The following is a 13,452-nucleotide window of genomic DNA, read 5'->3' on the forward strand; positions in this document are numbered from 1 at the left end:
GGCATTGAGCCGGTGTCGGCGACAATCGAGTACATGAGTGCCGCGCCGCTGCCGGTTGCACGCATTCGTCGCGCGATCTTCGCCCGCCACTCCAATCCGTGGAGTGCATGGACACGCTGGGCAACCACCCCGCTGGTGCTGGTGCCGGTGTGGACGCGGCGCTGGAGCCACGCCGCGCTGATCGGATTGTGGTTTGCAGTGAACCCCGTGGTTTTCCCGGAGCCTGCCAACAACCGGAACTGGGCCACCCGCGCGATGCTGGGTGAGGAAGCGTGGATTACCAACCGGCCGAAAGACTCCGCCGCCGCGGTGAGCGCAGCGGCATCAGCCGCCGCCGTCGCCGCCGTCGTCACAGCGCGTCGCCGCCGGCTGGGCCTGACAGCAGCGGCGACCGCGGTGCAGATGGCCCTGACGTTGGTGTACTGGCAACAGATGGTGCGGTATTTCAAACGCGAAAGGTAGCGTGAAGCCATGGCTGACCAGGAATATGACAGCTCTGGTGTACCGACTTTCGACTCTGTTCGCGACAAGATCGAGACTCGCTACCAAACCGCTGTCGGCGCCTCCGAACTGGACGCCGAAACCGCAGAGGGTCGCAGCGTCGAGGAGCAATATCAGAAACACCAGCAAGCGGCTGCCGACCGGTTGGCGCAGATTCGCGAATCGATGCACCAGGGGGATTCCGAGGAGTGATCGCGGTCAGGCGCTGACCCGCCGCCGGCTGGACTTGCGCGGCTTGGTAACCGGCACATTGAGCGTGTCGGCGAGGAACTTGCCGGTGTAGCTTTCCGGCACCGCGGCGATGTCCTCCGGGGTCCCTTCGGCGACCACGGTGCCGCCTTCGGCGCCGCCCTCCGGCCCCATGTCGATGATCCAGTCCGATGTCTTGATCACGTCGAGGTTGTGTTCGATAACGATCACCGTATTGCCTTTGTCCACAAGGCCGTTGAGCACATTCAGTAGCTTGCGGATGTCGTCGAAATGCAAACCGGTGGTGGGCTCGTCCAAGATGTAGACCGTGCGCCCGGTCGAACGCTTCTGCAGTTCCGACGCCAGCTTCACTCGCTGCGCCTCGCCTCCGGACAGGGTCGGCGCGGGCTGACCGAGCCGCACATAGCCCAAGCCGACGTCGACCAGCGTGCGCAGATACCGGTGGATACCGGTGATCGGCTCGAAGAACTTCGCCGCTTCCTCGATGGACATGTCGAGTACTTCGGAAATGGTCTTGCCCTTGTAGTGGACTTCGAGGGTTTCCCGGTTGTAGCGGGCGCCGTGGCAGACCTCGCACGGCACGTACACGTCCGGCAGGAAGTTCATCTCGATCTTGATGGTGCCGTCACCCGAACACGCTTCGCAGCGCCCACCTTTGACGTTGAACGAGAATCGGCCGGGCTGGTACCCGCGGACCTTGGCCTCGGTGGTGGCGGCGAACAGTGTGCGGATCTTGTCGAACACCCCGGTGTAGGTGGCCGGGTTCGACCGTGGTGTGCGCCCGATCGGCGACTGGTCCACTCGCACCAGCTTGTCCACATGATCGAGGCCGGTGACCCGGGTATGCCGGCCCGGCACCTGGCGAGCGCCGTTGAGCTTGTTGGCCAGCACCGCGGCCAAGATGTCGTTGACCAGCGTCGACTTTCCGGAGCCCGAAACCCCTGTCACCGCGGTGAGCACGCCGAGCGGAAATGCCACATCGATCTCGCGCAGGTTGTGCTCCCGCGCGCCGACTACCGTCAGCCGGCGACGCTTGTCGACCGGACGCCGGATCGCCGGTGTCTCAATGCTTTCCGCACCGGATAGGTACTTTCCGGTAATCGACTCCTTATTGCGCAGCAGCTCGTCATAGGGCCCGCTGTGTACGATCTGCCCGCCGTGCTCACCGGCCGCCGGGCCGATGTCCACAATCCAGTCTGCGTGCGCGATGGTGTCCTGGTCATGTTCGACCACGATCAGTGTGTTACCCAAATCCCTTAGCCGGGTTAGGGTTTCGATGAGGCGACGATTGTCGCGCTGGTGCAGGCCGATCGACGGCTCATCGAGCACATACAGCACGCCGACCAGCCCCGAGCCGATCTGGGTGGCCAGCCGGATGCGTTGTGCCTCACCGCCGGACAGGGTCGCGGCGGCCCGGGATAAGGACAGGTATTCCAGTCCGACGTCGAGCAGAAAGCCCAGCCTGGACTGGATCTCCTTGAGTACCTGCCCGGCGATCGCCTGTTCGCGCGGGCCGAGCGTGAGAGCGTTGAGGAAGTCCGCGCAGTCCGAGATCGACAGCTCACACACTTCGGCGATGGACTTCTTGCCGCGCTCCCCCGCTGCCAGTGTCACCGCCAGGATCTCCGGCTTGAGCCGTGTTCCCTTGCACTCCGGGCACGGCACGTCGCGCATGAAGCCCTCGTAGCGTTCCTTCATCATCTCAGACTCGGTTTGTTCCATCTTGCGCTGCAGGAACGCCATCACGCCTTCGAAGTCGGCGTAGTAGGAGCGGGTGCGACCGTAACGGTTGCGGTACCGCACATGCACCTGCTCGTCACAGCCCTCCAGGATCGCCTTGCGGGCCTTGGCAGGCAGCTTGCGCCACGGTGTATCGACGTCGAAACCCATCGACTCGCCGAGGCCGGCCATCATCCGGGTGAAGTACTCGGCGGTGTGGCCCATCGACCACGGCGCCACCGCGCCCTCGGCCAGGGTGAGCTCTGGGTCGGGCACCACCAGGTCCGGGTCGACCTCTTTGCGAATGCCCAGACCGGCGCATTCCGGGCAGGCCCCGTACGGCGAGTTGAACGAAAACGACCGGGGCTCAAGGTCATCCACGGCCAGCGAGTGGCCGTTGGGGCAAGCCAGCTTCTCGGAGAACCGCTGCTCGCGGTTGTGCGCGTCGTGGTCATGGTCGACGAATTCGAGCACGACGATGCCGTCGGCCAAATTCAGCGCGGTTTCCACCGAATCGGTGAGTCGCTGCTTGGCGCTGGCTTTGACAGTGAGGCGGTCGACGACCACCTCTATGTCGTGTTTTTCCTGTTTCTTCAGCTTCGGCGGGTCGGTCAGCGGATGTACCACGCCGTCGACCCGGACCCGGCTGTAGCCCTGGGAGTTGAGCTTTTCGAAAAGGTCGACGAACTCTCCCTTGCGGGTGCGCACCACCGGCGCCAGCACCTGGAAACGGGTGCCCTCGGGCATCGCCAGCACTTGGTCGACGATTTGCTGCGGGGTCTGCCGGGCGATCCGGTGCCCGCACACCGGGCAGTGCGGGGTGCCGGCGCGGGCGTACAGCAGCCGCAGGTAGTCGTAGACCTCGGTGATGGTGCCGACCGTCGAGCGCGGGTTGCGGTTGGTCGACTTCTGGTCGATGGACACCGCTGGGGAAAGCCCCTCGATGAAGTCGACGTCGGGCTTGTCCATCTGGCCGAGGAATTGGCGCGCGTAGGCCGACAGCGACTCCACATAGCGCCGCTGGCCTTCTGCGAAGATGGTGTCAAACGCCAGCGAAGACTTTCCCGAGCCAGATAGGCCGGTGAAGACGATCAATGCGTCGCGCGGCAAATCAAGATCGACGCTGCGCAGGTTGTGCTCACGCGCACCCTTGATGACTAGGCGGTCAGCCAACGCGGTCCTTCCTCATGAGTGAGCACACAAGTCGTTTCCATGCTATGTGCCGGTACCGACAAGCAAGTCTGGACCAGTACGGTGGCCGGTATGACGACTCTCGTCGACGACAACTACACCGGCCATGTTGACCCGGGCAGCGCCGCCCTCCGCACTCTGCCGGGCGCCACGATCCTGAAGGCGTCGGTAGGCCCCATGGACAACAACGCCTACCTGGTGACGTGTTCCGCGACTGGAGAAACCCTGCTGATCGACGCCGCCAACGACGCCGACGTCCTGACCGAGCTGGTGCGACGCTACGCGCCCAAGCTGTCGCTGATTGTCACCAGCCACCAGCACTGGGATCACTGGCAGGCGCTGCAAGCACTTGCCGAGGCCACCGGCGCGCCCACCGCGGCGCATGAGATCGACGCCGGGCCGTTGCCGGTCAAGCCGGATCGTCTGCTGGCTCACGGCGACACGGTACAGATCGGCGAGCTGACGTTCGATGTTCTCCACCTGCGGGGCCACACGCCCGGATCGATCGCGCTGGCGCTCGACGGCCCGGCCACCGGCGGCGTCACGCAGTTGTTCACCGGCGACTGCCTGTTCCCGGGCGGGGTCGGCAAAACGTGGCAGCCCGGGGATTTCACGCAGCTCCTCGACGACGTCATCACCCGGGTCTTCGATGTCTACGACGACTCCACCGTCGTCTATCCCGGCCACGGCGACGACACCACACTCGGGGCGGAGCGGCCCAATTTGGGTGCCTGGCGCGAGCGCGGCTGGTAAAAACGCCGCGAAACCCGCTGCAACGCCTACACTTACGCTCGGTGAGGGTCGGTATCGACTTCGGTACGACGCATACGGTCGCGGCAGTCGTCGACCGCGGCAACTACCCCGTGGCGTCGTTCGAAGGCGCGGACACCTGGCCGTCGCTCATCGCCGGCAACGCGGCCGGTGAGCTCCGGTTCGGCTTGGACGCCGCCGCGGTGCGCCGCGATCCGGGCTGGTCGGTGCTGCGCTCCTTCAAGCGCCTGCTCGGTGAGGCCGGCCCCCGCACCACGGTCGAGCTGGCAGGGCGACGCTACTCGTTGGCCGACTTGTTCACCGGGCTTCTGGCCCAGTTCAAAAGCGACCTCGAGCAGCGCTCCAACGTCGAGCTGGCGCCCGGTGAGCGTGTGGAGGCAGCCATCAGCACGCCCGCCAACGCGTCCAGCGCGCAACGTTTCCTGACCCTGGATGCATTTGCCCGGGCCGGCTTCGAAGTCATCGCGTTGCTCAACGAGCCGTCGGCGGCCGGCTTCGAGTACGCCCACCGCTACCGCTCGACGGCCACCGCCAAGCGCGAGTATGTGCTCATCTACGACCTCGGCGGTGGCACGTTCGACGCGTCACTGCTCAAGATGACCGGGCGACTCAACGAGGTCGTCACCAGCGAGGGCATCAAACGCCTCGGCGGTGACGACTTCGACGAGGCGATTTTCACCCTCGTGCGCAACGGCGCCGAGCTGCCCAACCTCGATGCCGCCGCCAGGGCGTTGCTGCTCGAGGAGTGCACCACCCGCAAGGAAGCCGTCGGGCCGAACACCCGCCGCTTCCTCGTCGACCTTGAGGCGGTCGGCAAGCCCCCGTTCTGCTGCCCGATCGACGACGTCTACACGGCCTGTGAACCGCTCGTCGACCAGACCGTCATGGCGCTCTCGCAGGTCCGGCGGGGGCTGGACTGGTCGGAGGTCGCGGGCATCTACGTGGTGGGCGGCGCGGGCAGTTTTCCGCTGATCGGCCGGATCCTGCGTACCGTGTTCGACGAGAAACGCGTCAAACGCTCACCGCATCCGTTTGCGGCGACCGCGATCGGCCTGGCTGTCTTCCTCGACAGAGAAGCCGGCTACGCCCTGTCGGACCGGCTGTCGCGGCATTTCGGAGTCTTCCGCGAAGCCCATGCGGGCGAAGACGTCAGCTTCGACCCGATCGTGTCCAAGGATGTACAGCTGCCCACGGACGGCCAGGCTCCGCTGGTTGTCACGCGGAACTACCGGGCGGCGCACAACATCGGCCATTTCCGGTTCGTCGAGTGCAGCCGGCTGCGCGACGGCCAGCCCGATGGGGACGTGACACCCTACGACCCGGTGTTCTTCCCGTTCGACCCCGCGCTGCGCGACGACCAGGACCTGGGGTGCCGGCCGGTCAGTCGACGCGACGACGGACCCGACGTCGAGGAGCGCTACGTCGTCACCGCACGCGGAACGGTCGAGGTGACCTTGACGGCCGGTCCGGACCCGCTGACCCGGACTTTCCGGCTGGCTCGCCACACTGTCGCCAGCACGTAATCGCCCAGCGGGCCGGGCGATTCCGGAGGCGGTTCAGGGGGTGGTGTGCACGATCAGGACGTCGACCTTGGCCCGGCGTGAAACGTTGGCCGGCACCGAGCCCAGCAGGCGGCCCGCGATGGTGTTCAAGCCGACGTTGCCGACCACCAACAGATCGGCGTCGACCTCCTCGGCAAGTCCGACCAATGCGTCGACCGGGGCCCCGACCACCGAACGTTCCTCGATGTTTTTCGCGCCCGCGGCCTGGGCCCGCTCCTTGGCTTCCCGCAGAATCGCGTAGATCGGGGCGCTGCCCGACACCTTGTAGCTCTCGTCCTTCAAGACGTCGGCGGCCCGCGGGTCCTCATGCTGAGGCAGATACGCCGTGGCGATGATCAGCTTCGCGTCAGCCCCAGCGATGGTGCCTGCCTTATCTACCGCGCGCAGCGACGAGTCCGAGCCGTCGGTTCCTACCACCACGGTTCGATAGGCGCTCATTTACCCTCCCAGGTGTCGGTTGCTACGCCAACCCATGACAGTAACGCGTTGCCCGATACCGAGGGTTGGATTTGCGCCACACCGCAGAGCGTGGCGTTAATTAGCCTCGAGCAATCAGAGCATAGCCGCTGTAGGGCTTCTCGGCCCTGACATAATCGGCGAATGCAAAGTGCGAGTGAAATATAGTGCGCGCCAGTTTGATTAACTGGCTACAAAGTTGATCGGCCGGACGTGGCTTTGAATTCCGGTGCGCGGCCGATAAACGAACCCACCACCATCGGTGATCAGGTTCACCACAGAGCCCTTACAGTGACGGACATAATGGCTGCCCCCATCGTCGACAAACCCACAACCGCGGTCATTGCCGGCAGTCCGCGCCCCCGGCGCACTGGCAAACTGCTCGACCCGATCGCGGTTGCGGTGCTGGCCGCCGGGGTCAGCGCCGCAGCCGCCAACCGGCCGTCGCTGTGGTTCGACGAGGGCGCGACCATATCGGCGTCGGCAAGCCGATCATTGTCACAGCTCTGGCAATTGCTGGGGCGAATCGATGCCGTGCACGGGCTGTATTACCTGCTGATGCACGGTTGGTTCACCATCTTCCCGCCGACGGAATTCTGGTCACGGCTACCGAGCGCGATCGCAGTAGGCGCCGCCGCGGCCGGTGTGGTCGTGTTCACCAGACGTTTCACGCCGCGCGGCACCGCCGCGTGCGCGGGCATCCTTTTCGCCATCCTGCCGCGCGTCACATGGGCCGGGATTGAGGCCCGCCCCTACGCGCTGGAAGCGGCTACCGCCGTCTGGCTGACGGTGTTGTTCGCAACCGCGGTGCGCCGCAACCGGCGGTCGCTGTGGCTGCTTTACTGCCTGGCGCTGATGCTGGCCATTCTGTTGAGCGTCAACCTGGGCTTGTTGGTGCTGGTCTACGCCGTGATGCTCAGGGTGCTGCCGCGGGCCGGGTCTGCCGTCATCTGGGGGCTGGCCACATCGGCCGCCGCGCTGGCGCTCATGACGCCGTTTTTCGTGTTCGCGCACCAGCAAGTGTGGCAGGTCGGGTGGATCTCGACGCTGCGGCGCAACCTGTTTCTCGACGTGGTGCACCGGCAGTACTTCGACCACAGCGTTCCGTTCGCCATTCTCAGCGGCCTGACCATTGTTGCCGCGATCGCGGTTCGGCGCGCCGGTCGGCCAGCGCCCGCAGGTGATCTGCGTCCTCTGCTGATCAGCTGCGTGGCCTGGATCGTCCTGCCGACCGTGGTCATCCTCACCTACTCCGCGATCGGTGAGCCGATCTACTACCCGCGCTACCTGATTCTCACCGCGCCGGCAATGGCCATCGTGTTGGCGCTGTGCATTGTCACACTCGTGCGCAAACCCCGGGCGATCGCCGGTGTGCTGATCCTGTTCGCGGTGGCAGCGTTTCCGAATTACCTTGTGAAACAACGCGGTCCGTACGCGAAGGAGGGCTGGGACTACAGCCAGGTGGCTGACGTCGTCTCTGCTCAAGCGATGCCCGGTGACTGCCTGCTGGTCGACAACACGGTGCGCTGGCGGCCCGGGCCGATTCGCGCGCTGCTGGCCACGCGGCCGGCGGCCTTCGCGCCGCTGGCCGACATCGAGCGCGGAGCATACGGACCCGACCACGGCACGTTGTGGAACGGCCACGTCGCGGTGTGGCTGGTGCTGCCGCGACTGGACAAGTGCAGCACGGTGTGGACGATCTCGAGCCGAGACAAGACGCTGCCGGATCACCAAAGCGGCGCGTCGCTACCGCCGGGCCCGCTACTGGGGCATGCGCCTGTGTATCAGTTCGCCGGCGAGCTCGGATTCCACATCGTCGAACGCTGGCAATTCCACTACTCCCAGGTCACCAAATCGACCCGGGGCTAGCGGGGCTGGCCGTACCGCGGCCCGAAGGCTCCGGAGGGGAACACACCCGCAGCCTGCACGGCATCGCGGATCACCGCAGCGAAGCGAATCAGTTCGTCGGCTTGGCTCGCAGGCAAGCCTCGCCACGGTGGATACCCCAGGTCGTCGGTGAGGTCTTCGATCCTGGAGCGCAGTTCGTTTCCGGCCGCTGTCAGTCCGCTCTCACCGAGAATGCCGCGCGACATGAGGGTCTTGGTGGCCGAATCCCATTCGTCCCGGCTCCATCCGCGCATCCGTCGCGCATACTCGGCATTGAAGCCGATTCCGGTTGCGGTGTGGGTGATCAAGGCCTCGAGACCGCTGAGTCCGTTGCACACCAGCGCCGCGATGTGCCCGTCGCCGCGGTATTCGCGCAGCAAAGTGATCGCGTGCCACAGTTGGGCGATTGGCGTTGTCGGCCAAGGCAATTCGGCGTGACCGGCATACAGCGGGCGCCCGGCAGCCTCGGGTACCGACTCCGCGACTCGTCGCAGCAGCTCCGCTGCATGAGCTAATTCCGTTGATTGCGTGAGCTTTTCACCAAGAATCCGCGGTAGAGCCGTCTCGACGATCTCGTAACGCACCCGGGTCACCGTGGCCGGCGGTGCCAACTCCCAGGCCGCCGGTATCGCGCTGGCAACCAACCGCGGATTGAAGTTGTAGAAGGTTGCCGCGACGACGTTCGCCGACACCGCGCCCATTGCGGCCGACCGGCCGGCGAAGTAATGGGTCCGAAAATCCATGCCGAGTTGGCCGAACTTCTCGTTGGCCTCGGGCACGAAATACACCGCCGAGTGCAGCGCGTCCAGGGATCGGGTCAGCCGGCCCGCAGTAAAAGCATCCACGTCGGTGACATTAATCCGCAACGGAGAGGTGGCTGGCGCGGGTGGCGCGGTATGAGGCGAGGACACCTATGGCCGCCAAGACCGTGAAGACCGCGAACAACCAGCGGGCCGCCATCACGGCGCCGCCGGCGGCGGTGTTGACCACCACGCCGGCCAGTCCGGCGCCGAACGCCCCGGAAATCAGTTGGACCACGTTGATCGCAGCGGCCGCCTCGCTGCCCTCGGCCGGATCGTCGACGCAGGCCATCGCCCAGGCGGCCAGGTGCGGCCACGCCATCCCGATGCCGGTCCCGGTGATCAGCAACGCCACCGCCCACAGCAGGACGACCCCGATCGGCGCATTGTCGACCTGGGTTACAGCCCCCAAGGCCAGACCTACCGCAACGATCAGCGGCGCGGCCAGGACGACGCGAGCGATCACCAGACTGCTGCGCAGTGATGCGCTGACGATCTCGCTGACCGTCCACCCGATGGCCAAAGCCGCGCCCAAAAAGCCGGCAACCACCGGGAGCAGGTGCGCCAGCCGTTGGCCGAACAGCGGCACATACATGTCGACCATCGCCGCGACCATCAGCAGCGCCATGGTCAGGTAAATCCACTTCAGCGGTCCGGATCCAAATGCGCTGGGCGGCAACACCGCCGCCGACATCAGCCGGTCGACCAGCAGGAAGACCGCGAGCAACAGCACACTGACGGCGAGCAGCCCAGCGGTGGCGATGGTGTTATGGGGCACCTCCGCGACACTGACCGCCAGCGCGGCGGTGCCGAGCAGCAGCAGCGACCACACCGGCACCTTGAGCGGCAACGGCGGTTCGCCGTGATTGACCCGCCCTCTTGTCAGCACCGCCGGGACCAGCAGTCCCATCGCCGCGGTCAGCATTGTCATCGCGCCGAACGCCCACCGCCACAACCCGAACTGGGCGAACAAGCCACCCGTCGCCGGTCCCAGCACCGTCGCCACCCCCCACATCGCCGACACCAGCGCCGATGCCCGCGTCCACAAGGTGCGCGGCAGCGCGGCGTTGATGACGGCATAACCCAGCCCGGCGAGCAGACCCCCGCCCGCGCCCTGCAATGTGCGGCCGGCCAGCAGGATCTCCATGCTCGGAGCGGCCGCGCAGACCAGGCTCCCAGCGGCGAACACGGTCAAACCGAGCAGATACGACGAGCGGGCCCCGATGCGCTGCAGCAGGGCATACACGGTGCTGGCCGCGACCACCGATCCGACGAGATACAGCGTCGTCACCCACGCGTACAGCCGCTCACCGCCGATCTCGGCGACCGTGCTGGGCAGCAGGCTGATGGTCAGAAACTCGTTGGTGGCATACAGCGCGACGCCACCGGCCAGCAGTGTGGCGGTGCCCAGATATTCGCGGCCGAGCAGCGCACGCCAACCACCCGTGGTGGTGCTGCTCGTTTGGGTCACGCCCACCACGGTATGGCCTCAACCATGGTTGAGATCAATGCGCGGCGCGCGGGATCACTTCAGCCCGGCGGCGTCCATCCCGCGCAGTTCCTTCTTCAGGTCGGCGATCTCGTCGCGGAACCGGGCGGCCAGTTCGAACTGCAAGTCGCGGGCCGCGGCCATCATCTGCGCGGTGAGGTCCTTGATCAGGTCGGCCAGCTCGGCGCGCGGCATGTTGGTGGTGTCCCTTCCTTCGAAGATGCCCGCACTGACCACCCTGCCGGGCTCGCCCTGGGCTCGCCGGCCGCGGGAAATGCTGCGCCCCGAGCCCATCTCGACGGTCTCGCTGTCGTCGGCTTCGGTGTAGACCCGGTCGAGGATGTCGGCGATCTTCTTGCGCAGCGGCTTCGGGTCAATGCCGTTGGCCTCGTTGTAGGCGATTTGCTTGGCCCGCCGCCGTTCGGTCTCGTCGATGGCCTCCCGCATCGAATCGGTGATCGTGTCGGCGTACAGATGCACCTCGCCGGAGACGTTGCGAGCGGCCCGGCCGATGGTCTGAATCAGGCTGCGCGTCGAGCGCAGGAACCCTTCCTTGTCGGCGTCGAGAATCGACACCAGCGACACCTCGGGCAGGTCCAGGCCCTCGCGCAGCAGGTTGATGCCGACCAACACGTCGAACTCGCCGAGCCGCAGCTGACGCAGCAGCTCGACCCGGCGCAGGGTGTCGACCTCGGAGTGCAGGTAACGCACCCGGATGCCCATTTCCAGCAGGTAGTCGGTGAGATCCTCGGCCATCTTCTTGGTCAGCGTGGTCACCAGCACCCGCTCGTCGGCCTCAGCGCGTTTGCGGATCTCGCCGATCAGATCGTCGATCTGGCCTTTGGTCGGCTTGACCACAACCTTGGGGTCCACCAGGCCGGTGGGCCGGATCACCTGCTCGACGAACTCGCCGCCGGTCTGGCTGAGCTCGTAGGGGCCCGGCGTGGCCGACAGGTACACGGTCTGCCCGATCCGCGAAGCGAACTCTTCCCAGGTCAGTGGGCGGTTGTCGCACGCCGACGGCAGCCGGAACCCGTACTCCACCAGGTTGCGTTTGCGGGACATGTCGCCCTCGTACATGCCGCCGATCTGCGGCACGGTGACGTGCGACTCGTCGATGACCAGCAGAAAGTCCTCCGGGAAATAGTCGAGCAACGTCGCCGGCGGCGACCCGGGCCCCCGGCCGTCGATGTGGCGCGAGTAGTTCTCGATCCCCGAGCAGAACCCGACCTGGCGCATCATCTCGATGTCGTAGTTGGTGCGCATCCGCAGCCGTTGCGCTTCCAGCAGCTTGCCCTGGCCTTCCAGTTCGGCCAGCCGCTCGGCCAGCTCCTCCTCGATCGTCGAAATGGCGTGCGCCATCCGCTCGGGCCCGGCCACATAGTGAGTAGCGGGGAAGATCCGCAGCGAGTCGACCTTGCGGATGACCTCGCCGGTCAACGGGTGCAGGTAGTACAGCGCCTCGATCTCGTCGCCGAAGAACTCGATTCGAACGGCCAGCTCTTCATACGACGGAATGATCTCGACGGTGTCGCCGCGTACCCGGAACGATCCGCGGGTGAACGCCAGGTCATTGCGGGTGTACTGCACGTCGACCAGCAGCCGCAGCAGCCCGTCGCGGGGCACCTCGGTGCCCACCCGCAACTCGACGGAGCGGTCCAGATAAGACTGCGGGGTGCCCAGGCCGTAGATGCACGACACGGAGGCCACCACCACCACGTCGCGCCGCGACAGCAGTGCCGACGTCGCAGAGTGCCGCAGTCGCTCGACGTCGTCGTTGATCGAGCTGTCTTTTTCGATGTAGGTATCGGTCTGCGCGATGTACGCCTCAGGCTGGTAGTAGTCGTAGTACGAGACGAAATACTCGACTGCGTTGTGCGGCAACATCTCTCGCAGTTCGTTGGCCATCTGGGCGGCCAGCGTCTTGTTCGGCTCCATCACCAGGGTGGGCCGCTGCAAGCGTTCGATGAGCCACGCCGTGGTTGCCGATTTGCCGGTGCCGGTAGCGCCGAGCAGCACCACGTCGCGTTCCCCGGCCTTGATGCGACGCTCCAGCTCGTCGATGGCGGCCGGCTGGTCACCTGCCGGCTCATGCGGGCTGACCACCTCGAAGCGACCGCCGGTACGCACCAGCCCTTCCACGGCCTCCCCGGCCGGGCGGTACTCCGAGTGGGCGACCACTGGGTGTTCGGTAGCGAAGGCCATTTCACCAGGGTAGAACCAGCCACCGACACCCAGTCTTCCCGCGACTACATAAATGGCCCGGCTTGCCCCCTTGCCGCTACGCGGCTGGGGGTGCCCCCACCTCATCGCGCTCCGCGCTCTGCATCGGCGCCGGGCTACGCTGGCGCTATCCATCCCCCGAAGCACGAGACGTTCGACCTGGTCGCCCGTACCAACACCGATCCCAAGGGCATCGTGCGGGCCGTCGACGACTACACGCTGCGCCCCTGGGGCCTGTACCTGGCGCGTCCGGCCCCCGGCCGACTGCAGTTTCACTACCTCGAGTCGTGGCTGCTGCCGTCGCTGGGCCTGCGGGCGACGGTCTTCCACTTCAACCCGGGCCACGAACGCGACCACGACTACTACCTCGACGTCGGTGAGTACACGCCCGGTGCGACGGTGTGGCGCTCCGAGGACCACTACCTCGACATCGAGGTCAGCACCCACGCCGGGGCGAGGCTCAGCGATGTCGACGAGTTACTCGTCGCCGTCCGGCACCACCTGCTCAGCGCCGACGTGGCCGAGCGGGCGATACGGCGGGCCGCCCCCGCCATCGACGGGCTGGCCCGCCACGACTACGACCTGACACGGTGGCTGGCTGCGGAAGGGATGGAGCTGACCTGGCGCGGTGCGTAGTGCCAAG

11 protein-coding genes are annotated in these 13,452 nt (G+C 66.1%); 6 read left to right on the forward strand and 5 right to left on the reverse strand.

Annotated features, from left to right (window positions below):
• The first annotated feature begins 33 nt into the window (after nucleotides 1-33).
• Together MSP7336_RS17960 and MSP7336_RS17965 are read left to right on the forward strand one after the other, a co-directional pair.
• Nucleotides 34-462: a DUF6653 family protein gene (locus MSP7336_RS17960; RefSeq protein WP_276003204.1), complete on the forward strand. Its 429-nt coding sequence runs from the start codon at nucleotides 34-36 to the stop codon at nucleotides 460-462.
• A 9-nt stretch (nucleotides 463-471) separates the two neighbouring features.
• On the forward strand, nucleotides 472-693 hold the full coding sequence (locus tag MSP7336_RS17965) for a hypothetical protein (RefSeq protein WP_069397652.1): 222 nt from the start codon (nucleotides 472-474) through the stop codon (nucleotides 691-693).
• 6 nt (nucleotides 694-699) lie between these two features.
• Here MSP7336_RS17965 and uvrA read toward each other — a convergent pair whose 3' ends face one another.
• Nucleotides 700-3,603 carry an excinuclease ABC subunit UvrA gene (uvrA, locus tag MSP7336_RS17970; RefSeq protein WP_069397653.1) on the reverse strand — a complete coding sequence of 968 codons (2,904 nt, stop codon included), beginning with the start codon at nucleotides 3,601-3,603 and terminating at the stop codon, nucleotides 700-702.
• A gap of 90 nt (nucleotides 3,604-3,693) precedes the next feature.
• Here uvrA and MSP7336_RS17975 point away from each other — a divergent pair, with 90 nt between their 5' ends.
• Together MSP7336_RS17975 and MSP7336_RS17980 are read left to right on the forward strand one after the other, a co-directional pair.
• Entirely contained in the window at nucleotides 3,694-4,374 is a 681-nt protein-coding gene (locus tag MSP7336_RS17975) for an MBL fold metallo-hydrolase (RefSeq protein ID WP_069397673.1), read from the forward strand.
• Nucleotides 4,375-4,415: 41 nt separating this feature from the next.
• Nucleotides 4,416-5,915, forward strand: a complete 1,500-nt coding sequence (locus tag MSP7336_RS17980; protein ID WP_113964260.1) for an Hsp70 family protein — start codon at nucleotides 4,416-4,418, stop codon at nucleotides 5,913-5,915.
• A 33-nt stretch (nucleotides 5,916-5,948) separates the two neighbouring features.
• On the opposite strand, the gene MSP7336_RS17985 is transcribed toward MSP7336_RS17980, so the two are convergent.
• A complete protein-coding gene (locus MSP7336_RS17985) occupies nucleotides 5,949-6,392 on the reverse strand; it encodes a universal stress protein (RefSeq protein ID WP_069397655.1) in 444 nt (147 codons plus the stop codon).
• 321 nt (nucleotides 6,393-6,713) lie between these two features.
• On the opposite strand from MSP7336_RS17985, the gene MSP7336_RS17990 reads away from it, so the two are divergent.
• Nucleotides 6,714-8,279: a mannosyltransferase gene (locus MSP7336_RS17990; RefSeq protein WP_069397656.1), complete on the forward strand. Its 1,566-nt coding sequence runs from the start codon at nucleotides 6,714-6,716 to the stop codon at nucleotides 8,277-8,279.
• Here MSP7336_RS17990 and MSP7336_RS17995 read toward each other — a convergent pair.
• From MSP7336_RS17995 to uvrB, 3 genes are read right to left on the reverse strand one after another with little or no spacing between them, the layout of a single operon-like run.
• Complete coding sequence (locus MSP7336_RS17995; protein WP_069397657.1) at nucleotides 8,276-9,142, reverse strand: SCO6745 family protein; 867 nt, start codon at nucleotides 9,140-9,142, stop codon at nucleotides 8,276-8,278. The genes MSP7336_RS17990 and MSP7336_RS17995 overlap by 4 nt on opposite strands.
• A gap of 10 nt (nucleotides 9,143-9,152) precedes the next feature.
• Nucleotides 9,153-10,568: an MFS transporter gene (locus MSP7336_RS18000; protein ID WP_113965038.1), complete on the reverse strand. Its 1,416-nt coding sequence runs from the start codon at nucleotides 10,566-10,568 to the stop codon at nucleotides 9,153-9,155.
• A 54-nt stretch (nucleotides 10,569-10,622) separates the two neighbouring features.
• Nucleotides 10,623-12,791: an excinuclease ABC subunit UvrB gene (gene uvrB, locus MSP7336_RS18005; RefSeq protein ID WP_113964261.1), complete on the reverse strand. Its 2,169-nt coding sequence runs from the start codon at nucleotides 12,789-12,791 to the stop codon at nucleotides 10,623-10,625.
• Nucleotides 12,792-13,004: 213 nt separating this feature from the next.
• Here uvrB and MSP7336_RS18010 point away from each other — a divergent pair, with 213 nt between their 5' ends.
• Nucleotides 13,005-13,445, forward strand: coding sequence for a ribonuclease FAU-1 family protein (locus MSP7336_RS18010; protein WP_181787002.1), 441 nt, complete (start codon nucleotides 13,005-13,007; stop codon nucleotides 13,443-13,445).
• Nucleotides 13,446-13,452 lie beyond the last annotated feature (7 nt).

It is taken from the genome of Mycobacterium shimoidei, assembly GCF_900417275.1.
GTDB classification, from domain to species: domain Bacteria; phylum Actinomycetota; class Actinomycetes; order Mycobacteriales; family Mycobacteriaceae; genus Mycobacterium; species Mycobacterium shimoidei.